General features: G+C 49.5%; 21 protein-coding genes. 15 read left to right on the forward strand and 6 right to left on the reverse strand.

Features of this window, described 5'->3' with window-relative positions:
• Positions 1 to 69 precede the first annotated feature (69 nt).
• The gene (locus AC3WT9_RS25905) at positions 70 to 837 is read right to left on the reverse strand and encodes a peptidylprolyl isomerase (protein ID WP_341090031.1); all 768 of its coding nucleotides are present in this window, start codon (positions 835 to 837) and stop codon (positions 70 to 72) included.
• 140 nt (positions 838 to 977) lie between these two features.
• On the opposite strand from AC3WT9_RS25905, the gene AC3WT9_RS25910 reads away from it, so the two are divergent.
• Complete coding sequence (locus tag AC3WT9_RS25910; RefSeq protein ID WP_341090032.1) at positions 978 to 2,204, forward strand: MFS transporter; 1,227 nt, start codon at positions 978 to 980, stop codon at positions 2,202 to 2,204.
• Positions 2,205 to 2,318: 114 nt separating this feature from the next.
• Here AC3WT9_RS25910 and AC3WT9_RS25915 read toward each other — a convergent pair whose 3' ends face one another.
• On the reverse strand, positions 2,319 to 2,930 hold the full coding sequence (locus tag AC3WT9_RS25915) for a hypothetical protein (protein WP_341090033.1): 612 nt from the start codon (positions 2,928 to 2,930) through the stop codon (positions 2,319 to 2,321).
• Between the two features lie 19 nt (positions 2,931 to 2,949).
• The gene (locus AC3WT9_RS25920; protein WP_341377424.1) at positions 2,950 to 3,129 is read right to left on the reverse strand and encodes a hypothetical protein; all 180 of its coding nucleotides are present in this window, start codon (positions 3,127 to 3,129) and stop codon (positions 2,950 to 2,952) included.
• Between the two features lie 292 nt (positions 3,130 to 3,421).
• On the opposite strand from AC3WT9_RS25920, the gene AC3WT9_RS25925 reads away from it, so the two are divergent.
• Positions 3,422 to 5,314: an ATP-binding protein gene (locus AC3WT9_RS25925; RefSeq protein ID WP_341090035.1), complete on the forward strand. Its 1,893-nt coding sequence runs from the start codon at positions 3,422 to 3,424 to the stop codon at positions 5,312 to 5,314.
• Positions 5,315 to 5,475: 161 nt separating this feature from the next.
• Positions 5,476 to 7,338 (forward strand): ATP-binding protein, encoded by a 1,863-nt coding sequence (locus tag AC3WT9_RS25930; RefSeq protein ID WP_341377425.1) that lies wholly within the window; start codon positions 5,476 to 5,478, stop codon positions 7,336 to 7,338.
• Positions 7,339 to 7,356: 18 nt separating this feature from the next.
• Here AC3WT9_RS25930 and AC3WT9_RS25935 read toward each other — a convergent pair whose 3' ends face one another.
• Together AC3WT9_RS25935 and AC3WT9_RS25940 are read right to left on the reverse strand one after the other, a co-directional pair.
• Positions 7,357 to 7,599 carry an NHLP leader peptide family RiPP precursor gene (locus AC3WT9_RS25935; RefSeq protein WP_341097560.1) on the reverse strand — a complete coding sequence of 81 codons (243 nt, stop codon included), beginning with the start codon at positions 7,597 to 7,599 and terminating at the stop codon, positions 7,357 to 7,359.
• A 100-nt stretch (positions 7,600 to 7,699) separates the two neighbouring features.
• Positions 7,700 to 8,635, reverse strand: coding sequence for a hypothetical protein (locus AC3WT9_RS25940; RefSeq protein ID WP_341090037.1), 936 nt, complete (start codon positions 8,633 to 8,635; stop codon positions 7,700 to 7,702).
• Between the two features lie 168 nt (positions 8,636 to 8,803).
• On the opposite strand from AC3WT9_RS25940, the gene AC3WT9_RS25945 reads away from it, so the two are divergent.
• Complete coding sequence (locus AC3WT9_RS25945; RefSeq protein WP_341090038.1) at positions 8,804 to 9,187, forward strand: hypothetical protein; 384 nt, start codon at positions 8,804 to 8,806, stop codon at positions 9,185 to 9,187.
• A gap of 82 nt (positions 9,188 to 9,269) precedes the next feature.
• Here AC3WT9_RS25945 and AC3WT9_RS25950 read toward each other — a convergent pair whose 3' ends face one another.
• A complete protein-coding gene (locus tag AC3WT9_RS25950) occupies positions 9,270 to 11,201 on the reverse strand; it encodes a beta-N-acetylhexosaminidase (RefSeq protein ID WP_341090039.1) in 1,932 nt (643 codons plus the stop codon).
• Between the two features lie 1,138 nt (positions 11,202 to 12,339).
• On the opposite strand from AC3WT9_RS25950, the gene AC3WT9_RS25955 reads away from it, so the two are divergent.
• The 11 genes from AC3WT9_RS25955 to AC3WT9_RS26005 all read left to right on the forward strand — a co-directional run bounded on the left by AC3WT9_RS25955 (position 12,340) and on the right by AC3WT9_RS26005 (position 23,828).
• Positions 12,340 to 13,764 carry a sensor histidine kinase gene (locus tag AC3WT9_RS25955; RefSeq protein WP_492408111.1) on the forward strand — a complete coding sequence of 475 codons (1,425 nt, stop codon included), beginning with the start codon at positions 12,340 to 12,342 and terminating at the stop codon, positions 13,762 to 13,764.
• Between the two features lie 23 nt (positions 13,765 to 13,787).
• Positions 13,788 to 14,423, forward strand: a complete 636-nt coding sequence (locus AC3WT9_RS25960; RefSeq protein WP_038586479.1) for a response regulator — start codon at positions 13,788 to 13,790, stop codon at positions 14,421 to 14,423.
• 409 nt (positions 14,424 to 14,832) lie between these two features.
• A complete protein-coding gene (locus AC3WT9_RS25965) occupies positions 14,833 to 15,573 on the forward strand; it encodes a YveK family protein (protein ID WP_341090041.1) in 741 nt (246 codons plus the stop codon).
• Positions 15,557 to 16,198, forward strand: coding sequence for a CpsD/CapB family tyrosine-protein kinase (locus tag AC3WT9_RS25970; protein ID WP_341377428.1), 642 nt, complete (start codon positions 15,557 to 15,559; stop codon positions 16,196 to 16,198). The genes AC3WT9_RS25965 and AC3WT9_RS25970 overlap by 17 nt, the downstream gene beginning before the upstream one ends.
• Before the next feature lie 29 nt (positions 16,199 to 16,227).
• Positions 16,228 to 17,115: a UTP--glucose-1-phosphate uridylyltransferase GalU gene (gene galU, locus AC3WT9_RS25975; RefSeq protein WP_038586488.1), complete on the forward strand. Its 888-nt coding sequence runs from the start codon at positions 16,228 to 16,230 to the stop codon at positions 17,113 to 17,115.
• A gap of 42 nt (positions 17,116 to 17,157) precedes the next feature.
• Positions 17,158 to 17,850, forward strand: a complete 693-nt coding sequence (locus AC3WT9_RS25980; protein ID WP_038586491.1) for a sugar transferase — start codon at positions 17,158 to 17,160, stop codon at positions 17,848 to 17,850.
• A gap of 25 nt (positions 17,851 to 17,875) precedes the next feature.
• Positions 17,876 to 18,811 (forward strand): glycosyltransferase, encoded by a 936-nt coding sequence (locus AC3WT9_RS25985; protein WP_038598671.1) that lies wholly within the window; start codon positions 17,876 to 17,878, stop codon positions 18,809 to 18,811.
• 9 nt (positions 18,812 to 18,820) lie between these two features.
• Positions 18,821 to 20,167, forward strand: coding sequence for an O-antigen ligase family protein (locus AC3WT9_RS25990; RefSeq protein WP_341090044.1), 1,347 nt, complete (start codon positions 18,821 to 18,823; stop codon positions 20,165 to 20,167).
• A complete protein-coding gene (locus AC3WT9_RS25995) occupies positions 20,164 to 20,937 on the forward strand; it encodes a WecB/TagA/CpsF family glycosyltransferase (RefSeq protein ID WP_341090045.1) in 774 nt (257 codons plus the stop codon). Before AC3WT9_RS25990 ends, AC3WT9_RS25995 begins: the two co-directional genes overlap by 4 nt.
• Before the next feature lie 40 nt (positions 20,938 to 20,977).
• On the forward strand, positions 20,978 to 22,477 hold the full coding sequence (locus tag AC3WT9_RS26000) for an O-antigen ligase family protein (protein ID WP_445744949.1): 1,500 nt from the start codon (positions 20,978 to 20,980) through the stop codon (positions 22,475 to 22,477).
• Positions 22,443 to 23,828: an oligosaccharide flippase family protein gene (locus AC3WT9_RS26005; RefSeq protein ID WP_341090046.1), complete on the forward strand. Its 1,386-nt coding sequence runs from the start codon at positions 22,443 to 22,445 to the stop codon at positions 23,826 to 23,828. Before AC3WT9_RS26000 ends, AC3WT9_RS26005 begins: the two co-directional genes overlap by 35 nt.
• Positions 23,829 to 23,980: the final 152 nt, after the last annotated feature.

Below are 23,980 nucleotides of genomic sequence, written 5' to 3' on the forward strand. Positions count from 1 at the left end.
AGTCAAAAGCCCATTTCCGGTTAAGCGGAAATGGGCTCTTGACTTTCAGAGCAGATGAAACATCAAAGGCTACTGTACCTTCTGCGGTTCCGGATAAGTGACACCGAGTGTATCTACGGTAACCTTCTTCATCACCGGAGGCGCTTCCGGGCGGTCCGAATCGTCACGCGGCAGGTTGACGATGGATTCCACTACCTCAAGACCCTCTGTAACCTTGCCGAAAGCTGCGTAGCTTCCGTCCAGGCTCGGATAAGCGGCTGCCATAATAAAAAATTGTGATCCGGCAGAGTTGACATCCTGGCTTCTGGCCATCGAAAGAACCCCCTCTGTATGCAGCAGGTTGTTGGTGAACCCGTTGCCGGAGAATTCGCCGGAAATGCTGTAATCCGGTCCGCCCATGCCTGTGCCATCAGGATCGCCGCCCTGAATCATGAAGCCGGGAATCACGCGATGGAATATGGTTCCGTCGTAAAATCCCTTTTTAATGAGGGAGATGAAATTATTGACAGTATTTGGAGCGACTTCCGGATAGAGCTCTGCTTTGATAATGCCGCCGTTATCCATCTCTATAGTTACGACCGGGTGGCTGGCTGTTGCAGAAGGGACGCCTTCGGTAGCCGCAGCAGCGTCTTCTTTTTGCGGAGCGGGGCTGGCCTCACTGTTTGCAGTATTACCTGACGTTTTGTTGTTGCCGGAATTAACCGCTTCATTGCCGTTAGCCGGTTTGTTGCCGCATCCGGATACAATGATCAGCAGCAGTGTCATCATCATCAGAAGGATGACGGGTTTTTTTCTTGTTAGCTTCACGTTCGTAATCTCTCCTTTTTCCTTGTTCATCTCATGTTCTTCTTCATTATCATACCTTCTTTGTCCCACTTCTTGCAAAGTGAGGTACATGGGCCGGGATTGGCACAAGTTCAAAAGAGGGGTAGAATAGGTAGATGCTTCCAAGGTATAACAGAAGGGATGTGTGCTTCATGCAGTTTTCGTGGAAGCGGAACCTGATCGTGCTTTGGGTGGGTGTTTTCTTTTGCAGTACGGCTTATTCGATCTCGATTCCGTTCCTTTCCATTTTTTTGAGTGACCAATTAGGGGTCACGAGTCATTTGGAGATTTGGTCGGGGGTCAGCTTCGGCATCACCTTCCTGGCCAGTGCGCTGATTTCACCTTATTGGGGTTCACTGGCTGATAAATATGGCCGCAAACCGATGCTGATCCGCTCGGGCTTCAGTCTGGCGGCCTTATACTTAATTAATTTCTTCGTCCATGACCCATATGTATTTCTGATCGTACGGATTTTTCAGGGGCTGCTGGCAGGCTTTGTTCCGGCAGCCATCGCCATGGTGGCCACCAATACGCCCGAGGATAAGACCGGTTATGCGCTGAGCATCATGTCGACTGCGGGAGCTACCGGCAGTATCATCGGACCGCTCATTGGTGGCATAGTGAGTTATTATACCAGCAACCGCAGCGCCTTTTTGTTCTCGGCGGCGATCGTTCTAGTCTCGGCTCTAATCGCTACTTTCTTCGCCAAAGAGGAGAACTACGACCGCTCTGCACCCAGATCACGGGTCAGGGATGACATCCGGGAGGCAAGAAACAACCGCGCCTTTATTACCCTGCTGTCGCTGGCAGGCATCAGTACTTTTTCGGTAATGATCCTTGAACCGCTGCTGCCGATTTATTTACTTGATATGGGCATTTCCAAAAGCACCGCTACACTAAGCTCGGGAATTGTATTCTCCGCCGTAGGGATTGCTACTGTGATTATGGCACCGCAATGGGGGAGAATAGGCAGCCGCAAAGGCTTCGGACTTGTCCTGTTTATTGGCCTGATCGGCGGGGGGATTGGGAACATCCTTCAGTATTTTGTCTCAGGTTATGTAGAGTTTGCGGTACTGCGTTTTGCCTATGGCCTGTTCTATGCCGGAGTGCTTCCTTCGGTTAACGCAATGATAGTCCAGACCATTGAACCGGGATTCCGCGGGCGGGCATTCGGACTGAATCAGGCGGCTTCGCAGCTGGCAACGATGGCCGGTCCGATTATGGGCGGCTTGCTCGGCGCGTTCATTCCCATCCGTTGGGTGTTTGTCATCAACGGTGTGATGCTGCTGGTAGCGGCGATGCTGGTGAAGACCCGTAAGCTGGAGGCGAAAGTCATCGCAGCCCGTCATGCTGGAGAACTGGCAGCGATGCAGAAATAACAGGCGAATTACGCTGCCGTAAGGTTCGGATTAGGATAAGCTGTCGGCTTGGTCCATTTTAATGGAAAAGCGCCGCCGGAATAACTTCCGGCGGCGCTTGGCGTCAGTCCTACATTATTCTTCTTCTCCGTTCGATCCGTTCAGGACATCGGTCCCGGGCATTACATCCAGGGGAGGTGAGGCAGGGTCCACAGCGGTTCCGGGCTGAAGCTCGTCGGCGTCGGGAATATCCTCAAGTGGCAGATCCTCTTCCTCATCGTCCAGGATTTCGTCGTCACCGGCATAATCAATGACGCTGCCCGTCAGTCCTGCAGCCCTGGCGGCGAAGACGGCATCGGATTCAAGCAGCTCATCCCGCCCGGTTCCCGGTGAAGCGGCTATCTCTCCGTGCCGTTCAGCCCGCGGACGAAGAGCGGGTTCAGGTGCACTGAGGCCGATGTCAGCAGCCAGAATGTGGTCTTCTACGAGCGCCGGATCGGCACCGTCATCCACTACGCCATCGAAATCAATGGGAGCGGCACCGACGGGTTCATGGCTGGTAAATGCAGATTCGAGCGGCCGTCTGTCTTCCTGATCCGTGCCGCTGCCGCTTGTGCTCTGTTCGGTAATCGTGCCGAGCGGGCGCAGTTCTTCCAGCGGAATATCCTGCTCCGGGGAGCGTTCTCCCATCTTTGTATAACGCTCATATGCAAAATCGGCTTCAGTTTTATTAAATTCATTACCCATAGCCGTTCAACTCCTTTGCTTAAGTCTGTACCTTTTTAGGAACAGCATGGTCAATTGCTGCTTGCTGGTCGTCGTCCGGCAGGGCGCCGGGAAATGACCCTTCCTGAAACAGGCCGAACTGTTCATCGATATCCCGCTCGGTTACCAGCCCATCTTCGTCAGAGGGTTGGTCTGCGGTGATGTTCTCCTTCTTGTCCATAGCCTATCCTCCTCGACTTCTATATTAGTTCTTTACCCGTTTATCCGGCGCCGAATCTGTACACCCCGGCGCAGCCTGTCCATTAGTAATCAGAACGGGTATAGAGGAGATTCTTAGCCTGATCTTAATATATTCAATTCAGGGGCCATTTAACCCCGTGTAACCAAGGGTAAACTACTTAATTCGAGGTTTTTTGCAAGATTAGGCAGGTATAGTGCGAAGGTTGTCGAAAATAAGAATCATATGAACTATATAAATACCACTAATGATTTATTGAGGAGCCAAGATGAAGTTGCCATCATCAAAGAGAGTAGTTGCGATATTTATGCTGCTGCTTTTGATCGCTATTGTGCCTATCGGTATCGTCATGGAGTGGGACGAGCGGTCAGGCGTTGCCTTGCCGGAATGGGAGCTGAAGTGGGGAAGTTCAAATATACAGGATGTTGAAGAGGCTGCGTCTGCACCTGATGAGGATTGGACAAAGCAGACAGAAAGTTCATCCAGGCCGCTCACCAATGAAGGGATGACAGGAGCCTGGATACGCTTTACTTTACCTCCGACAGCTGCAAATTCGGCACTGCTTATAGATAAGGTGTATGGAAATACGCTTAAAGCTTTCAAGAATAACGTTCTTATTTACGATTCGGCAGATATGGTCAATTATAATGGCAGTAAAGTGCTGATTCCTTTGTCAGCAGAAGATAAAAGCGTCCAGCTTTATTTGTGGAGCAGCGGCGGCAGCAAAGGTTTCGGTATAGAAGGCGGCATCAGGGTAGGAAATTATGATAAGCTCCTTGCCCATTATGTTAAACAGGATCTGATCGATCTTGTTATCGGTGCGGCCCTAATATTTATGGCTGTTGCGCTGTTGATGTGCCTGCTGTTTTTCAGGCTGGAATTTTTCTCGGGCGGCTTATGGCTTGTGCTTGTTATAGCTTCCTTCGGTATGCTGCTGATCACCTACTCACCTTTTCTGCAGCTCGTCTTGCACGGCCATGACCAATGGATTGAAGTTTGTTTTGATCTGGCATTACTCACACTGCTGCCGGCATTCACCTTGTATTTTGAACGGATATTCGGACGTGGAAAAAGCCTGTGGCTGGTCCGGTTTCGTAATTTTCAATTGGTTTATTCGGGATTCTGTCTCGGCTTTCTGCTGTTGAATACATTACTTTCCTACCGCTTGGACCACCTGTATAGACTGATGAGTGTTCAAGTGACCGGTATCATGATGATCCTGCAATTCTTTTACTTGCTGGTCCTTGCGGTTATTCATGCACTTAGAGGCAACCGGGAAGCTCTTATCTTCACGATAGGCTTTGTTATTTTCGCGGTTCCTTCGCTTAGTGAGCTGATCCTGTACTTTTCATCCACACATAGATACCATTTGTATTGGTGGAAATGGGGAGTGGTTGGGTTCCTCCTTTCTCTGATCATTATCCTCGGGAGAAGGCTGGCCCGGAATTATGAACAGACCGTGGAATACTCCCGGGATCTGGAGAAATTTAATAACGATCTGCAGCGCTCGGAGAAGATGGAGATCATCAGTGAGCTCGCCGCTTCGGTTGCCCATGAGGTTCGCAATCCGCTGCAGGTAACCCGGGGATTTCTGCAGATTCTGGGTGAACGCTCCGGCAAGAAGGAAAAGGAGTACCTGAAAATGGCCATGGAGGAGCTGGACCGGGCTTCCTTGATTATTACGGATTTTCTGACCTTCGCCAAACCGGGGCAGGAAACCGTGAATGTATTTGAGGTTTCGGAGGAACTGAAGCATGTGTCCGGCATTTTGATGCCGCTGGCCAATCTGCAGGGGGGTGAGATAGAGCTCCGCCTGCAAAGCGATCTTCAAGTGAAGGGCAGCGCCTCCAAGTTTAAACAGGCTTTTATCAATTTGATCAAGAACAGCATTGAATCGCTTCAGGAGGATGGGGTGATTCAAGTAACCGCCTGGAAATCAGGTCAGTATATTATTATCAGTGTGCAGGATAACGGGGAAGGCATGAGGGTTAGCGAACTTGCCCGGCTGGGAGAGCCGTACTATTCGAACAAAACCAAGGGAACAGGGCTCGGGCTCATGGTTACCTTCCGTATTATAGAAGCGATGGACGGTTCCATTCAATTTCACAGTACAAAAGATGAAGGTACCGAAGTGATTGTTAAATTGCCATCAGCCGGAAAAATTTAGAATTTTTTTGGTGAATTTCGTTTTTATGAAGGGATAGGCAACGGCCAGCGCGAAATAATACCAATACAGAACACTTTGTTTCTGAAACTTTCTTCTGAGGTGCTTACATGCGCTTGATCGTCAAAAGTTTACATATAGCAGCAGCATTTTTTTTGCTTTTTATGATCTGCGGTTCGCTCACGGTATCAGCGGAAAGTCATTATGCTTCTAAAGAAATCACAAATTGGCAAATCAAATGGGGCAACAAGGCAGGGGACAAAGGGTATATGGTTCCTGTTTCGGTTAAAGAAGGGTGGCTGAGTGCCGGGTCCGGCGGGAAAACAACGGAGCTTCCAGACGGCATCTCTTCTATATGGACGCAAATTAAGCTTCCTGAATTCAAATATGTCTCACCTTCAGTCTATATCGATACGTTATATGCACTGCATGTTAAAGTGTACGTGGAGGATCGCCTCATATTTGAAGCTGACCGCAGTTATATTAAGGATAATTATTCACTGCTCGTGCCCCTAAGCAGCGGGGACAACGGGAAGAATCTGTACATATGGACTGAAACGCTTAAGGATCGGATCGGAATCAAGGATCAAGTGGTCATTGGGGAACACGGAGTTCTGATTAAGGACTATATCAAAAACGGGCTTATCGACGTTATTCTGGGCGGTGCCTTTTTGTTTGTGGCGATAGTCCTGTTTGTGTGCGCGTTTTATCTCAACAAGGATTACTTTTCGATAGCGGCCTCTTTATCTATCGTCATTGCCTCCACCGGAGTGCTGTCGATCACCTATTCCCCGTTTATTTATACCTTTTACAGCTATTTAGGTCCGGTGAGCATAGTCTTTCTGGATTTGGCGTTACTGTCGCTTCTGCCTGCGCTGACCTATCTGTTTGAGAAAATATTCGGCGGCGGAAGGTTTGGCATCATCCGTAAGTTCCGCAAATTCCAGACAGCATATTCTTTATTCTGCATCGTTTGTCTAGTGATCAATGGACTATCGGATAACCGCTTTGTTGAGCTGTACTATTTTGTATCCGTCACTATCATCGGATTTCTAATGATCCTTCAATTCATTCTCCTCATTGCTTGTGTCATTATCTATTCTTTGAAGGGGAATAAGGATGCGATCATTTTTGCCATCGGCTTCGGAACTGCAGCCTTTACTGGAGTAGGCGAGCTGGTGTGGTATTATATCCGCCAAGGCAATTATGATCTGTTCTACTGGAAATGGGCGCTGGTTGTGTTCATTCTCTCGCTCATTATTATTCTCGGCCGCAGGCTGGCCCTGAACCATCAGCAGGTGGTCAAATATTCCCGGGAGCTGGAGCTGTTCAACAATGAACTGCAGCGTTCAGAAAAAATGGAAATTATCAGCGAGCTTGCTGCATCCGTAGCACATGAAGTCCGCAATCCGCTTCAGGTTACGCGAGGATTTTTGCAGCTGCTGATGGAGAAATCGAACGGAGATGAGCAGAGATTTCTGTTCATGGCCCTTAGCGAGCTGGACCGCGCAGCGAACATCATAACGGATTTCCTGACCTTTGCCAAACCGGAATTCGAGCAGGTCTCGATTCTTAATGTTCATGATGAATTCAAGCATATCGAGAGCATCCTGCTTCCGCTTTGCCATTTGAACGGGGGCAAGATGGTGCTGGACGTGAAGGAACATTGTTGGGTGAAGGGCAACTCCTCCAAATTCAAGCAGGCTTTTATTAATATCATCAAGAATAGTATCGAGTCTCTCGGGGAGGAGGGGATCATCCATATGTCGGTATATGCCAAAGGGGACAGGGTGTATATTCATGTGAAGGATAACGGGGAGGGAATGGAACCGGGCGTATTGAACCGGCTTGGCGAGCCGTATTTCTCGAACAAGTCGAAGGGCACGGGCCTGGGACTTATGGTCACTTTCCGTATCATTGAGGCCATGAACGGTGAAGTCCGCATAATAAGCAAAAAAGGAGCAGGAACCGAATCCATCATCATTCTGCCGCTGGCAGAAGCTCCGGATGATTCCAACTCCTTATGAACTCTTAAGCCTGATGTTCTACCAAGAACCGAGTGTAGTAACGTCGGTCTTCAGTATGCCTGAAGAAGGACTGGGGGGAATAACCAGATAGAACTCATTGGAGCCTTCCTCTACCGTCTTGAGCGTAATATGGTCGGGAAGATTGATGCCTAGTGCCTCTTTTAGGGCTGCTTTTGGATCTGTGAGCAGTTTCTGCTTGAAACTTGGATCTTCCCATGCCTTCTGGATCACTTGATTTCTAAGAATTGCTTCTGACAAAATAATCACCCTTCCCCAAATGGTTATATTTACCTCATGAGCATAACATAGGATTATATATAAATCTATTGCTATTTCAATGACATAATAGAGTTGGTATTTATTATGTATTCCTATTCTTGGATAACCAGTAGCTGAGTCCTCCTCCCTGCAAAAGCTGTTTCTCCGCTTCGATAGCTGCTGCGATATGCTGGAGATTCTGGACCAGCACATGGTGGAAAGCTACCAGATGGGGAGCCTTCAGCCGGTATTCTGCGAGTTTGCTGTGGTTGGCGAGCGCTGTTTCAGCATAGGACGCCAGCCCGCCTTCCGTAAAGATGAAATCTTTGACCTTACCCGCTGTAAGCGGCCCTTGACCCTCCTGAAGCTGGCAACGGGCCAGAGACAGCAGGCAATTATAGCTGCCCTCCGCCAAATCCTGCTCCCAATCCTCGTAATCATCAAGCATTTGCAGTGTAATCAGTACCTTGTGCAGCATCTCTTCCGAATCCGCAATCAGAAAAGCATGATCCGAAAGCAGCAGGACGGCTGTACTGCAGAGCTTAAGCGGACTGGCTTTATGGGCGATTTTGACACGGTCGTTCAGGAAATAGTCACTGCTGGCCTCGCCTGCCACACTGTCTGCCCATTCAAAAAGATAACGTTTGAAATAGGACCAGAACGAGGAGTCCGGGGCGAAAAGAGGCCGGTAAATATGGAGGAATTCCACGTACAGCAGGTTAGCAAGCGGCAGCTGCTCTGCGGCGGCCGGCTCTTTGCTGTCCATCAGATCATCCTGCAGGAAGAAATAGAGCATAATTAAGACGTTCCCCAGCGACATCTGATGCGCTTGCTCTGACGTAAGACCGTATTCTGAGCGCAGCCAGAACGGGAGTAAATAACATATGTAGTTTTTGTGGCTTCCTGCTTTAAATACGTTAAACTGATGAAGATAGGCCAAACCTTGTGTACGAAGCGGTTCCGGAAATCCTGTGATGATGACACTGGCATCGCTGAATACCGCACGGAGCTCCTCATCGTACTCATGAAGCCAATCCATAGGCTGCTCTCCTGTCAATATTATATTTTTTCAGGAAAAATGTGGTTATCCGTCATGATTATAGTCCTACTAACCTGGGATTTCAATGACAATTTATGGGGTGATATAGTAATGGAGTACTATAATTCATCTTATCCACGGATCGAGAATTGTTAAAGGGGAATGGACATGGAGAAGATTGTGTTTGTGCTGGCCGGCGGCGGCTGGCGGGCGGAGTTCTATTTGCGTATTGCACACGGACATCACGGAATCAGCCTCATCCGGCAGCTGCTGGGCATCGGCTTCGAGAATGCAATTATTCGTGCACATAATTTTCGTTCTTCTATTATAAAAGGACCGCAGCAAAGTGGACCTCCGGTTGCCGAGGTGAGGGTCAGACCGGGCAGACGCTGGCCACTTTGGATTTGGAAACCGGCTAGGCGGTTCGATTTCAGCCGGGCATGGCGGAAACCTGGGATGCCAGAATCAGTATTTGCACTGCTGCTGGAGCAGGCGGCGGCGGGCGGAGAAATGGTGTCTTCCCATAGCCAGCCGTGGTCAGAGCTGGGCTGAAGCAGCGGATGAAATTCAAAAGCACGGCTGGGCGGTGATGTTTCCCGCCTGCCGTGCTTTTTGGGTATATGATCGTACGAGCTTACAGCGGCTGCGAACCGGATAGTTGTGCAGCTAATTGTGCATACTCGCCGCGCAGCCGGAGAAGTTTCGCCACACTCTTCTCCAAACCGCCGAGCCGGTTGCGCCGGGTCCATAATTGCCGGTATTGATGCAGCAGGAGGTCGAGATCATGGATCTGGTGGTCCACCAGTACCGGATCAATCCCGGCAGGTTCTGCAGCCAGCAGCTGTTTGATGCGGCCAAGCTGCACGGCATGCTTTACAAAATGAATGCCGTTCTCAAGCTCTTGGATGACAAGTTCGGCATCCTTACATTCCAGCGCAAGATCTTCAAGCTGATCCTCAATACGGCTGATGTACTGCTCCAGATTATCGAAATGCTCAGCGGTGAGTTTATTTACGATCCCCATGTTATCCAGATTACTGCGCATCAGCATGGACATTTCTGAATCATTGGGGCGGGAAATGCCGGATTCAAGCTTGTAGTAATTTCCAAGATCGAGCAGCAATTGCCCAATCTTCCCCGAACGGTCGTGAAAGACCGAGGTATTCAGATATTCTGCAACATCGGCATCAAGATTGTTCTCGACATTCCAGGACAGCGCAGCGCCGTAGACAAATCCGGCATAACTCACCGGAAGATGCTGCCAATGGCCGAAATCACCCCAGTCCGTAATGAGGTAGCCAAGAGCCCCGTTGTTCTTGCCGTGTTCAGCGGCGTTATGCAGGTTGGCGAGCATATTGTCGGTACGTCCGGTAAGGGAATTCCAGGAGCTGGTTCCCGGGCAGACATAGAACGGGATTTGCGCTTCGCGGAATTTCAGTGTGTCCGCTTCGAACGGGTGGTCTGCACTGTAACCCCATTCCATGGCAATAATATTTTTGGGCAGCTGGGGGATCAGCTCAGGATGCTGGATGATAATATCACCCCAGAACTGCATCGTTTTTCCCCGCTGCACAACGAGCTCTTGAATCTTCTGCAGAAATGACAAGTAGAGCGTGGCTTTGCCTGCTGCATCTGCCGCGGCTTTGCTTTTGCCAAGTCCCAGTTCATAAGTCTCGTCGCAGCCAACGTTGAACTGATTCGAGGTGAAATAAGGAAGAAGGTCATCATACATTGTGCCCAGCAGCTCAAGTACTTTAGGGTCTTCAGTATCGAAGGTTCCCGGCTCCATGAAAAGCCCATCCGGATATAAATCACTGTCATACATATGGTCTGGCAGCATGAACCCCTCAGGACTTTCGGCCAGTGCGTTGAATTCCGGCCGGGTCAGCCATGCTTCCATATGGCCGAAGCTGTTCTGGTTGGGTACCAGCTCGATATAATGTTCGCGGCAGTAGGCATCTAGCAGCAGAATTTCTTCACCGGTTATAGGTGTTTCGAGCTCCCAAACCTGGGGAAACGACTCATAGGCAAAAGGAGAACCTTCTATATATAACTGCAATTGGTTCAGCTTCAGATCGGCCATAAGATCAACGATCCCGTAAAGGGTTTCGAGTTTGGGCGTTTTGTTGCGGCTGATATCAATCATCAGTCCTCTTGCGGCAAAGTCCGGTTCATCCCGGATATGCAGACAGGGCATGTTTCTGCCGGATTGTTCCAGAATCTGTTTCAGGGTTGCCACTGCATAATAGGCCCCTTCAGGAGAGCTGTAAGTAATGGAGATTCCATGCTCTCCGATGACAAGCTCATAACCTCCTGCAGGCAGCAGACGGTTGTAGCTAAAATTGCATGCGGAGGAAACGGCTGGGCGTGTACCTACTGACAAAGGCAGGCTGAGCTGAAGAACTTGAGAAATGACAAGCTGAAGCTTACGGGCTGCAGGCAGAACGGAACGGTTCGCCTCACCGGAGAGGACAATGCTTGCTTTGGCCGGAAGGCGGAAGTAGCCTTCAGAGCGCGTGATTATCCGTGGATGGGGAAGCAGCTGTAAAGTACGAATTTCAGGCATAGTGTGGACACCTCTTATTCATGTAGAATATGATCATCTTCCTAACAACCATATCACTCCTAAACAGAGGAAGGAATGCAAAGTATGTCCAAGGTCATGGATTATATAATCAGTCCTTACCCAGTCAATACGTCGATCGCAAGGTGAGACGATAGAGGGACTTTTGGCCTCATTCGCAAGTGGATTTGCTGCTAAACGCTCCCTATAGTAAAAGGTAATATATGGTATGGCGCATTATAATAATCGTTTTTTTATTTCTCAGCAATTCTACAGTCTCTCTATATAAGACGACATATTTCTTCTTTTGTTGCGGACGAATGTCGGATCATGCAGCTTTATGTTGACACTCACGAAAATCAAATGCTATTATTTAGATAATATTAGTAATTTTTATGATAGTTCTTAAAGACTATGTTATGCCGGAGATGAAGCCATGAGAGAATTTTACTGCATCAGTTGCCGCATTCTCCATAAGGTGGACGTACAAAAAAACCGCTCCGTACGCATTTTGTCCACCGGGTATCATATCGTTGGCGAACAGCGCTATCAAATTTGTATCTGTAATCTAACTGAGTTGCATACATCCTTCCCAGCTGCAGTCGAATCTAATGCGGAATGACTGGTCTAATAATGCACCTGATTCATATATCAGCCGAACAACCTGTCCACTGAGCGGACAGGTTGTTTAACGTGCCCGTCCACCCAATTTCGAAAGTGAATACGCTATCTTTTGGAAATATGGATATCTCTGAGTGAAACTTCGAAAAAAAATGAATGATATTCTGTTATTTATTTAAAAAGAAAACGCTGTCAGTAAATAGTGAAACTTGTTATTGTGATTTTTCTCATGTATGATGCTTTTATCAAAGCTTAAATAAGCTCGAATTTTCCAAAAAATGGAGAATAGGGTGGTGGGATGAAAATCAAAACAACTGCGGAAGACAAGATGATAGCATTTTACAGATACTTTTCTTTGTCCCTCACATCTCTGATGTACCTCCTGGACTACGCGGGGCCTTCCGTAATTAATAAATCCCTTTTAATAATAATTTTGTTCTTATTTGCCCAACTATTCACTATGTATTACCGGAGGTTCCGGAATAAACCGCGTGTCCTTATGGTAGCTGTAAGTGTAGAGATGGCGGGTATTATTGCACTGACGCTGTTAACCGGTGCCTATGACAGCTCCTTCAGACTGTACGTGCTTAACCCTGTGCTGATCGCTGCAGGTTCGTTATCCATCTATTTCGGATGGAGTTTGCTGCTTGGATACATTGGTATATTCGCTGTATTTTGTTATGTTTTTCTTAATTCTGCCGGAAAAACTTTAGCTCAAGCAGCACTTGCAAATGGCAACCTGTTTCTAGCACTGGTACTTACGGTTATAATTATGCAGATGGTTAACAGGATCAAGCGGCAGCGGGAAGAAGCAAACGCGCGGACCAACGAAACCATGGAGCACATTAAATCGCTCTATCATATCGTAGAAACATCAAGCCAGCATGACTTCATGAACATAGGCCAGGTTATTACGGATTATGTGGTAAAGCTTACCAAACTTGACAAAGCCTTGTTCTGGTTCGCCAAGAAGAGCGGTGAGCCTGCACCGCAGAGCCGGCAGACCGGCTGGCAGCAGGAAGAGGAACGTTTTCTTTTCTCGGAGCTGGAGAAGCATGAGCATGAATGGAGATTACAGCGCGAGCCTGTATTCAAGAGCCTGCCGGGGCTCGGAGATTTTTTGCTGATGCCGGTTAGAATGAGCACCCGCTTTGTTGGCATGATCGGCGTGAAGCTGGAGTCCTCGGAAGGCCTTGAAGGCCGCCGGTGGTATATCCAGCAGTTGATGTTTCTGTCGGAGCTTAGTGCAATTATTCTTGAACGCCATGAGCTGGGGGTCATCGAGAACCGGCTGATCATCACGAATGAGCAGAACCGGATTGCGGATGAAATGCATGATAGTGTCTCACAGAGTTTATTCGGCATCGTCTATGCCACTCACTCGCTAAAGCAGACCTGGCCGAAAATGTCTGATTCCGAGCTGGAGGAGCAGATAGAGCTTATCCATGATTCGGCGACCAAGGTGGCCAAGGAGCTGAGAATTACAATCTACAGTCTTAGCTCCAAGAAGAGCGGCGGTCCAACCTGGCTGGGTATGGTAAGGTCTCATCTGAAGAGCTTGTCCAGACTGAATGATGTGGAGATTGAACTAAAGATCACGGGTGATGACTTCAGTCTCCCGTATCCCTACCACAAGGCGCTTTTCCGGATTATCTCTGAAGCGACCGGCAATGCCATTCGTCATGGAGCGGCCAGCAAGGTGGATGTTGAACTGTCACTTAAGCCAAAATGGATAAGATTATCCATAATCGATGATGGTGTAGGTTTTGATACGAGTCTGCTGTTGACGGAGTCTGAGGATAACACAGGCGGACTGGGGATGAAGAATATGCAATATCTGGCGCAGTCTCTTGGGGGCGATTTTCAATTGTCCAGCAGTGAGAATGCAGGCACGAAAATTTTAATTTCGATACCTGTCGGTGTGGCTGAATTAAAAAATGCATAAATTTTAGGCAGGAGGTCGTTCTAGTGAAAATCGTCATTGTTGATGATCATCCTTTGGTGAGAAGAGGATTGGCAGCTGTGATTTCAATGCAGCCCAATTTGCATTTTGCCGGCGAGGCAACGAATGGCCAAGAAGCTCTTCTTGTAATTGAGGAGACACAGCCTGATCTTGTGCTGATTGATCTGAAGCTTGCCGATGAATCGGGACTGGACGTAATCAAAGCAGCGCGTGCGCACGGTTTGACCAGCAAGTTTATTCTGCTGACCTCATCGGCAAGCCGGGAGGATTTCCTGAAGGCAGAAGAAGTGCTGGTTGATGGATATGTGCTGAAAGAAGCACTGCCGGAGGAATTGCTGTTTGCGATTCAACTGGTCCATAAGGGCAGGAAGTATTATGACCCCGGCCTAATGGAAGATAAAATGCGGATGAGCGGCAGCAGTCCGACAGATGAATTGACACCGAAAGAGAAGGAAGTACTGATTGAGCTGGGTCAGGGTGCCTGCAACAGGGAAATCGCTTCGCGACTGTTCATCAGCGAATTTACGGTCAAAAAGCATGTGAGCCAAATTCTGGCAAAGCTGCAGGTTGCCGACCGGACGCAAGCAGCATTGTATGCCAACGCAGTCGGGCTGACCAAATATGAAATGTCATATGATTAAGATAACCTATGATGGCTTAAAGAATGGAGCACGGACTTAGAGGTCCGTGTTTTTTTGTGCGAATTATTATTTTCCAGGTTCCGGGCTGCAGAGGAACCGGGATACTTTACACGGAAACGGCTGTGCCTTCCTTTTGAAAAGGACGGTGAGGCCGTTTTTTCTTGGATGCTTTCAGCAAATTTGGTGACTTGGTGTAGGGGTTCCTTCCATAAGTTGTTACAATTTACCAAGCGTGTACTACTAAAGTATACCATAGAGGTACACTTAAGTGCCAATAGGACTCACACGAAAGTGAAGATTAAAGTGATGGTATGACCCATGTGGCAAGTCGTATGGATTGATAGAATAAAAGTAAGATATCTGAAACTTTCATGATTGCTTTCAGAATTAATGCGGAAGGAGGGTTACTGTGGAAAAGACGATTTTGGATTACATTAACCTGATAAAGAAAAGGTTATGGTTAATCATGGTGTTTGTATTAATCTCCTGCGCCACCACCTTCTACGTCAGCAAGAACTTCGTCGTACCCGTCTACTCCGCCTCCGGACAGCTGCTGGTCAATAACACCGCAAATGTACCCGAGAGCAACAATCTAAACAATCTAAACTTCAGCCTTAACCTCATCGAGAGCTATAAGGAAATCATGAAATCCCCCACGATTATGAAGAATGTTGTAGCGGATCACCCGGAATTCAATCTGACGGAAGACCAGCTGGCATCGAAGCTGCAGGTGAAATCTTCAGAGAAAAGCTCGGTCATCAATATCAGCGTGCAGGACGAAAGCTACAGCAAGGCAGCCGGGATAGTAAACGCGGTTTCACAGTCGTTCATCCGCAGCTTGCCGACACTGATGAAGCTTGATAATGTAACATTCCTGACGCCTGCTGACCCAACTGATGTTCCCGGACCGATCAACGGTGGCGTCAACATGAATATCATCATCAGTTTTGTAGTTTCGCTGATGGCTGCAATAGGGATCATCCTGCTGATGGAAACACTCAATGGAACGCTCCGGAGTGAGAAGGAAGCCGAATTAGACCTGGGTCTGCCGGTCATTGCAAGCATTCCTGCCATCCGCAAACGTGATTTGGGTAAAGCAGCAAATGCTAATTCGAGAGTAGGGGAGGGCGCTTATGTTGCGGCTGAATAAAAGTTTGATCACGGACTTGAATCCGTCCTCGCATATCTCCGAATCCTTCCGCTCGCTGCGCACCTATATCCGCCAGCTGGGACTGCTTGGCGGAGACGCAGGCAAAGTGCTGCTCTTCACTTCAGCGGAAGGCGGAGAAGGCAAGACGACGCTACTGGCCAATCTGGCGGTTTCTTTCGTTCAGGATGGCAAGAGGGTTGCCGTTGTGGATTGCAACTTGAGACATCCCGGACTGCATTCCGTGTTTGAAGTGGAAGGCAGCCATGGGCTTGCCACTTATCTGGGCGGCACTGAAGAAACCAAAGATGTCGCAGTTTACGGAAATTTGGCGAATCTGGCCGTGATCCCTGCCGGTATTACCGCTGTCAGTCCGCCGGATCTGCTGGGTAACGACAAGATGACAGCTCTGCTGGAAGAGCTGAAAACAAGCTTCGATCTTATCCTGCTCGACTCGCCGCAGGCAGTAGAGTTCAGTGATGCAAGAATCCTGGCCCCGCTGACGGACGGTGTCATCATTGTGGCAAAGCACGGCAAATCGAAGCGTGAAGCGCTCCGCAAGCTGAAGACGCTCATGGATCAGACCGGAACCAAAATTCTTGGCATTGCCATGAATCATAGTAAATGAGCTCACAAAACTTTTAGGAGGTAAGTGCGATGAAAAAGGTAAAAAAGGTAATTATCCCTGCTGCTGGGCTAGGAACGCGCTTCCTTCCCGCGACGAAAGCAATGCCTAAGGAAATGCTGCCGATCATCAACAAGCCAACTATTCAATACATCGTAGAGGAAGCCATCGCTTCCGGTATCGAGGATATCATTATCGTTACCGGTAAAGGTAAACGTGCAATTGAGGACCATTTCGACAATGCGTTCGAACTGGAATCCCGGCTGCTGGAGGACGGCAAGCTGGAACTGCTTAAAGAGGTTCAGCGTTCCTCTAAAGTAGAAATACACTATATCCGCCAAAAGGAACCAAAGGGATTGGGCCATGCAGTATGGTGCGCAAGACGTTTTATCGGAGACGAGCCCTTTGGCGTTATGCTCGGTGATGACATCGTAACCGGACAGGTTCCTTGCCTGAAGCAACTGATCGACCAATATGAAGAAACGCAGAACTCAGTGATTGGTGTTCAGGAAATTCCGGATGAATTCACTAACCGTTACGGGATTATTGAACCGGATCTGCAGGATGGAAGACTTTACCGGGTTAACAACTTCGTCGAGAAGCCAGCCCTGGGTACAGCGCCTTCCAATCTGGCCATTATGGGCCGTTATGTGTTCACTCCTAAGATCTTCAAATACCTGGACCTGCAGGAAAAAGGTGCGGGCGGCGAGATTCAGCTCACGGATGCGATCCAGAAGCTCAATCAAAGCGAGCGGGTATATGCCTATAACTTTGATGGTACGAGATATGATGTCGGCGAACGCCTTGGATATATTTTAACCACATTGGAATTTGCCCTGCAGAGTGAGGACTTGCGCTATCCGGTAATGGATGCCATGTCGGAATGGCTCAGCAAGGCCGGACAAACCACGCTTAGCTAAAAATGAGGAGCACCACAAAACCTTTAGGAGGAATGAGGAGAAATGAGCATGCAAAAACTGCCGGAAGACTATGAGGCCGTCCTGCCGAAACTTTACATGCTGCATGCCAAAGAAGGAAATAAAGGGATGGATTCCTATCTGGTGATGAAGCGGATTATCGACATTTTTTTCTCCGCTCTTGGCCTTCTCGTACTGCTGCCGCTATTCACTCTTGTTGCTGTCCTGATCAAGCTGGAGGATCCGAAAGGCAAAGTGTTCTTCCGGCAAACCCGGGTAGGCAAAGAAGAGAAGCTCTTCCCGATGTATAAGTTCAGATCTATGGTGTCTAATGCTGAGGAGCTGAAGGCGAATCTGATGGCTTATAACGAAGTGAGCGGCGCAATGTTCAAAATCAAGAATGATCCCCGGATTACACGGACGGGAAGATTTCTGCGCAAGACGAGCATTGATGAACTGCCTCAGCTCTGGAACGTGCTGATGGGCCATATGAGTCTGGTCGGCCCCCGTCCTCCGCTCGTTGAAGAGGTGGCGCAGTATTCGGAATACGACAAGCAGCGGCTCATAGTTACACCGGGCTGCACAGGTTATTGGCAGGTAAATGCCAGAAACAGCGTCGGCTTCGACGAGATGGTGCAGCTGGATTTAACCTACATCCAGATCCGGAGCACGATGCTGGATCTCAAAATCATTGCGAAAACCGCCCTAATGCTGCTCGGGTCCAAAAATGCTTATTAAAAATATGGAAATTGGGTGATTGCCGATGCTTGAATACGGAGATGTACCTAAGATTTCCATCATTATCTGCACCTATAACCGATCGGTTTTGCTAGTCAAGACCCTTCAATCGCTGCTGTCATTGGAGAATCTGCATCAGGCAGAAATTATCGTGGTGGATAACCACTCCAAGGATGATACGGCGTCCGTCACCAAACGCTTTATGGAGACGGAAGGAGCAGAGATGGATATCCGTTATCTTCTGGAACCGGTACAGGGGTTGTCGGCAGCCCGAAATACGGGGATTCTGGCTTCCAAGTCGCCAATCATCGCCTTTCTTGATGATGATGCGATTCCTTGCCGAACCTGGATAACAACGATTGTTGACAGTTTTGAACAACATCCGGAAGTGATGGCCATGGGCGGAAAGATCGCTCCGATCTTTGAAAGTAAGCGGCCTGAATGGCTCATTAAGCCGTTTGAACTGCCTTACACGATTGTTGATCTGGGTGACCGGGTGAGGGAATATCCGAAACGGCTGCATCCCTGCGGAGCCAACATGGCTATGCGTAAGCTTGTATTTGACATCAGCCTGTTTCCTCTGGAGCTCGGAAGAAAGGGAGATTCACTTCTCTCCGGTGAAGAGACCTGGTTATTCGGTCAAATACAGGGAGAAGGACATTCTATTCTCTATCATCCTCAGATGGCGGTTGATCATTTCGTACCGGCAGGACGTCTGACTGAAGATTGGATTATGAAAAGGTATTACAGTCAAGGCATATCTAACGCTATGAAAAGCGAAGGTGTGAAGGGCAATCTGATCCTGCTGGTCAAGACGGCCGCCAAAGTAGTCTATATCATGGCGGATTCGATCCTCTCCAGAAGCAAGGGAAGAAAGCTTCTGAACAGATGCCGGCTGGAGAGCATTCGGGGAACTCTTCATATGATTTGGAACCGGAAGAGGCAATCTGCAGCGGGGTGAGGGAAGACAATGACTAATTTTGGGTGGGGCTCAAAAATCAACGCTTTGCCATACGGAATGCTCTACCTGGTGTCTGCCCTGTTCCTCGGAACAGCGGTCATTTACCAGCCGGCAATTGCGGTAGCTGCCGTACTCCTGATTATATTGCTGGTTGTCTCTCTCTCTCGTCCTGAACTGATCAGTTATTTCGTTCTGTTTACGACGGCGATTTCCATTAACTTCTTGTATAACGGCAGCATGTTCGGGATTGAAATTCTTTCCCTCTACAAGCTGGTTATCCTGATGCTTCTGGTGCCGTGCATTCTGGTCAATGGCCTGAAGTTCCGTCTCAGTCCTCCGCTCTGGGCCATGGTGGCACTGGTGTTCATCACCTTTGGCTTCTCGATCTGGCTGCCGGAGATGAGCTCATCCATTGCCATAAAAGCCTTTATCGGTCTGTCGCTTCCCTTCGTATTTCTCCTGATCAACTGGAAGAAAGAAGTGGCTGAGAAGCAAATCCGCATCATCACCTTGCTGCCGCTGGTCAGCGTGCTGGCTGGAGTGGTGCTGCAGGCGGCTCATATCCATTCATTTCTCGATATCGAGTTCACGGGCGCTATACGGATACAGGGGGCGAACATTCCAGCGCATCTGGCTATGCTGGCTTTTATGGGAGTGGGCATCGCATTTATTGAGGTGAAACGGAGCCCGCAGCATATCAAGTTTTTCTACACCATGCTGGCGCTGAACTTTCTAATCCTGATCGGAACAGGGACGCGGGGACCGATATTAGCTCTGGTTTTGATGGTTCTCTACTATTTTTACGACATTTCCCGTCAGTACTTAAAGGGGAGAACGCAATATCTGATTCCGCTGCTGTGTTCGTTTCTCCTGATTGTCTCGGCTGTCTATCTGCAGCTGGACAACATCAAGAAGCGCTCCTTCGAACGGACGACCGAAACGGGTGTTGATTTGTCGGGACGGGCGGAGGCCTGGGAATATTTCCTGCACAAAGCGGAGGATTCGCCCCTTGCGGGCAGAGGACTCGGCGCAGTGACTGTAGCCAATGACGGGTCGCTGTACAAAGGCTTTGTGGTTCCGCACAACGAGTATATCCGGTTCTACTTCGATGGAGGATATGTCGGCGCCATCCTGCTGTTGCTTTCCTTATTGGCTGTGTTTCTTCTGGTTTACAGAGCTTTGGCACCGCCGGTCAAACCTTACTATCTGCTCTTTATTGCAGCGTTTCTAATTTATTCTTTCTCCGACAACACGCTGTCGACGGTCCAATCTATTATTCCGTTCTGTTGGTACCTGAACTGCCTGTATCGATCTTCACAGCCAACCGATTCCCCACAAAAAGAAGTGATACGATGAACCAAGTGAATATGTTCGATGTCAATTTCGATAACTATGATTTCATGGATCTGCTTGAATACATCGACAAGACCATTAAGGAAAGGAATCAATCCTACATCCTGACCTGCAATGTCGATCATGTGATCAAGCTTCGCAAGGACAAAGAGTTTAGGGCAGTGTATTCCGAAGCAGGTGCCGTAGTGGCGGATGGAATGCCGCTGATCTGGGCTTCGAAGATGCTGGGCAAGCCGCTGAAGCAGAAGGTCTCCGGATCAGATCTCTTCAGCCGCCTGGGTGACGCCTTCGAGCAAAGAAAGTACCGGCTGTTCTTTCTGGGCTCGGCGGAAGGTGTGCCTGAGCGGGCGACAAAGAATTTAAAGGCGGCTTATCCCGGCATGAACATTGTCGGCTGTTATTCTCCCTCCTACGGTTTTGAGCACAACGAGGAAGAGAATCAGCGTATTATCCAAATGCTGACCGAAACCCGGCCGGATATTGTATTCGTCGGTGTGGGCGCACCGAAGCAGGAGAAATGGATCTACCGGCATTACACCTCCTACCGGGCGCCGATTTCCATCGGCGTGGGAGCGACGTTTGATTTCCTCTCGGGCTCCGTCAAACGGGCGCCGGACTTTATGCAGAAAACAGGGCTTGAATGGTTCTGGCGGCTGAGCCAGGAGCCGGGACGCCTGTGGAAAAGATATCTTGTAGATGATGCCCAGTTCCTGGTCCTGCTGCTCAAAGAGCTGCGCAAGCGGGATAAGATCAAGGGCGGGAGATTTGAGTAAACATACGAAATTTGGATGGCCATAGGGCGGAGGTGGGGAAATGAAGAGGATGAGCCAGAATGAAAGCAACCTGATATTGCCATCCCTCACTTCGGTGAAGTCAGGCGTCATGATGACGCTGATCTGCGCTATGTGCTTGGGGCTTCCGCTGCTGATCGGCTTCGCCAGTGCGAAGCTCAGCTCTTCCAGCAGTCTGCAGGGGGTCATTCTGGCAGGGATTCTATTCCCCGCCTTCCTGCTGGCGCTGCTGAAGCCGAAACACCTGATCGCCTATACTCTGCTGATCTGGGCGGTGGCCCCGGAGCTGCGGCGTATCGCCGACTGGTACGAAGGGGTCTACCACTCGGTATCCCTGCTCAGTCTGGCGCCTCTGCTGACGGGAGCAACACTTGCGATTCCGGTGCTGAAGGAAATCCACAGAATCCGGAAATCCTCCACGCGGATCATCCTGCTGTTCTCGGTAGCGTTGGCCTACGGCGCATTGATCGGACTGGCGAAGAACGGCATAGGCTCGGTATACGATTTGGCTAACTACATCGTACCGCTGCTGTTGATTCCGTTCTTCGCGGTAACGCGTTTCAAGCCTAAGGATATTGACCGGCTGCTGTACGCTTTTGCCAATATTGCAGTCCTGGTGGCGATCTACGGTATCATCCAATATCTGACGGTTCCTCCCTGGGACGCTTTCTGGATGAGGAATGCGGATATGATGTCCATCGGAACACCGTATCCTTTGGAAATCCGCGTCTTTTCCACTCTGAATTCTCCCGGACCGGCGGCGACCTTCCTGGTATTCGCCCTCGTCCCGATGATTCTGGAGAAAAGATGGCAAGGCACGCTGCGCTGGATCGGTGTCCTGCTCGTTGTGGTCTGTCTGCTGACCACGCTGGTGCGTTCCGCCTGGCTGGTCCTGCTGGTTATGCTGCTGGTGTACATCGCCTCTTCTCCCTCCAAAGGGAAGTGGAAAACCCTGCTTCAGCTGGGTTTTGTCGCTGTAGCGCTGATCTGGATCGTTCCCAAGCTGCCGGGGGCAGAGGGGCTGGTGGCACGCATGGAGACACTTACCTCCGTGCAGGAAGACCACTCCTATAATGAACGGCTCAGCTTATGGCAGAACATGCTGCCGATGGTAGCCGCTAATCCGGTTGGCCAAGGAATAGGCAGTGTAGGCCAGGGAACAAAGATTGGCAACGGCGGGGAGCTTGGAGAGTACGGCAACATGGACAACGGCGTTATCGCACTGCTGCTTACCTTTGGAATACTGGGCGCCTTATTCTTCTTCGGCGCACTTGGGGCCGTTATTAAACAGATTGTGGTCAGAGTCACCAGCAAGGACAGTCTTCAGCCCTATGCCCGGCTATCGCTGGCAGCATGGATGGGGGCGGTAGTCAGCCTGGTGTCAGACAACGGATTCCCCGGACTCAAGGGATATCTGATATGGATGCTGATCGGCCTTGGGCTAGGCGCCAAAGAGATTATTGAGAGCAGAAAGAAGGGAACACCACATGCAGCAGTTGAACGCGAAATCACTTCCCACTAGCACAGTCTGGTCCTCGCTCAAGAAATTCACGAAGAGCAAGGACAACAGCTCGGCAGCCGTAAAAACCATGTTCGTCAGCGTGCTGATTCTGCTGGTTAATATGCTGACGGGTGTGCTGACTGCCCGCTATCTCGGGCCGACAGGCCGCGGGGAACAGACAGCTATGGTGAACTGGTCCCAGTTTCTGGCGTTCAGTATGAGCTTCGGTATTCCCTCGGCGCTGATCTACAATGCCAAGAAGAATCCGGATGAGGCCGGGGTGCTCTACCGGGTGGCGCTGATGATCGGCCTTGGGTTTGGCATGGTGGCCATGACAGTGGGAATCTTTGTCCTTCCTTACTGGCTGGATTCCTTCAGTCCGGAGGTGGTGGTTTTTGCACAATGGTCGATGATCCTGTGTCCGCTGATTGTGATCTCGCAGATTAACAACGCGGCATTTCAGTTCAGAGGGGATTACAAGACCTTTAACTGGATGCGTTATCTGGTTCCTTTGCTGACGCTCGCGGCCATTGGCATTCTGATCCTCACGGATCATATGAATCCATTTACTACGGCACTGGCTTACTTGGTTCCATCCGTACCGCTGTTTATCGGAATGACAATCTTGCTGCTCCGCACCTACAGGGTGAAGCTGAAGGATGCATACCTGAATTTCAAAAGATTATTCACGTATGGCCTCGGTTCTTACGGAAATGACCTGCTCGGCCAATTCTCCGGCTATATCGACCAGATCATTATTGCCGGTCTGCTGCGGCCAGCCGATTTGGGACTGTACGCAGTAGCAGTGAGCTTGTCGCGGATGGTTAACTTCTTCTCGAACTCGATCACCGTGGTGCTTTTTCCAAAGGCTTCTGAGCTCTCGAAGGAGGAGGCGATCGCCCTTACCTTCAAAGCATTCCGGATCAGTACGACCTGCACCCTGCTCGGCGCAGTGTTCCTGATGCTGGTGGCCCCCTTCGTTATTCCGTTGCTGTACGGGAAGGATTTCAATACGGCGCTGACCGTATTCCGCCTGCTGCTGCTGGAAGTTACGATCAGCGGAGGCACACTGATTCTGGCTCAGGTCTTTATGGCGCTTGGCAAACCGAAATTCGTATCCATTCTTCAGGGAGTAGGCTTAATCCTGGTGATCCCGATGCTCTTCCTGCTGGTGCCGAAGTTCGGATTGTTCGGAGCAGGGGTGGCGATGCTGTCATCGGCTGTACTGCGGTTCTTGTTCATTATTCTCAATATTAAATACAACCTGAAGGTCAAGCTGCCGCGGCTGCTGATCAACGGGGACGACATTAAGTGGATGAAGACGACGATGAATTCCTATATCCATAAAAAACCCGCGGATACCCAAGGTTAAAAAGAAATATTTGGTTTGGCCTACCCTTATTGAAGGCTTAAGGCAGATTAGCGGAGAGGACGGAATGACCTGGAAAAGCGAAGCGGTCGCCTTTGTCTTCAGATTTCAACCGCGAACAGCGGTCTAATCAAAGAAATCGGAAGACAACAGCG

Source organism: Paenibacillus sp. EB106-06-01-XG199 (assembly GCF_058791575.1).

Excerpts from the sequence above, each read along its gene's own strand:
- AC3WT9_RS25905 (WP_341090031.1), bottom strand. The coding sequence starts at position 837 with ATGAACAAGGAAAAAGGAGAGATTACGAACGTGAAGCTAACAAGAAAA.
- AC3WT9_RS25910 (WP_341090032.1), top strand. The coding sequence starts at position 978 with ATGCAGTTTTCGTGGAAGCGGAACCTGATCGTGCTTTGGGTGGGTGTT.
- AC3WT9_RS25915 (WP_341090033.1), bottom strand. The coding sequence starts at position 2,930 with ATGGGTAATGAATTTAATAAAACTGAAGCCGATTTTGCATATGAGCGT.
- AC3WT9_RS25920 (WP_341377424.1), bottom strand. The coding sequence starts at position 3,129 with ATGGACAAGAAGGAGAACATCACCGCAGACCAACCCTCTGACGAAGAT.
- AC3WT9_RS25930 (WP_341377425.1), top strand. The coding sequence starts at position 5,476 with ATGATCTGCGGTTCGCTCACGGTATCAGCGGAAAGTCATTATGCTTCT.
- AC3WT9_RS25940 (WP_341090037.1), bottom strand. The coding sequence starts at position 8,635 with ATGGATTGGCTTCATGAGTACGATGAGGAGCTCCGTGCGGTATTCAGC.
- AC3WT9_RS25945 (WP_341090038.1), top strand. The coding sequence starts at position 8,804 with ATGGAGAAGATTGTGTTTGTGCTGGCCGGCGGCGGCTGGCGGGCGGAG.
- AC3WT9_RS25950 (WP_341090039.1), bottom strand. The coding sequence starts at position 11,201 with ATGCCTGAAATTCGTACTTTACAGCTGCTTCCCCATCCACGGATAATC.
- AC3WT9_RS25955 (WP_492408111.1), top strand. The coding sequence starts at position 12,340 with ATGGCGGGTATTATTGCACTGACGCTGTTAACCGGTGCCTATGACAGC.
- AC3WT9_RS25970 (WP_341377428.1), top strand. The coding sequence starts at position 15,557 with ATGTTGCGGCTGAATAAAAGTTTGATCACGGACTTGAATCCGTCCTCG.
- galU (WP_038586488.1), top strand. The coding sequence starts at position 16,228 with ATGAAAAAGGTAAAAAAGGTAATTATCCCTGCTGCTGGGCTAGGAACG.
- AC3WT9_RS25980 (WP_038586491.1), top strand. The coding sequence starts at position 17,158 with ATGAGCATGCAAAAACTGCCGGAAGACTATGAGGCCGTCCTGCCGAAA.
- AC3WT9_RS25985 (WP_038598671.1), top strand. The coding sequence starts at position 17,876 with ATGCTTGAATACGGAGATGTACCTAAGATTTCCATCATTATCTGCACC.
- AC3WT9_RS25990 (WP_341090044.1), top strand. The coding sequence starts at position 18,821 with ATGACTAATTTTGGGTGGGGCTCAAAAATCAACGCTTTGCCATACGGA.
- AC3WT9_RS25995 (WP_341090045.1), top strand. The coding sequence starts at position 20,164 with ATGAACCAAGTGAATATGTTCGATGTCAATTTCGATAACTATGATTTC.
- AC3WT9_RS26000 (WP_445744949.1), top strand. The coding sequence starts at position 20,978 with ATGAAGAGGATGAGCCAGAATGAAAGCAACCTGATATTGCCATCCCTC.
- AC3WT9_RS26005 (WP_341090046.1), top strand. The coding sequence starts at position 22,443 with ATGCAGCAGTTGAACGCGAAATCACTTCCCACTAGCACAGTCTGGTCC.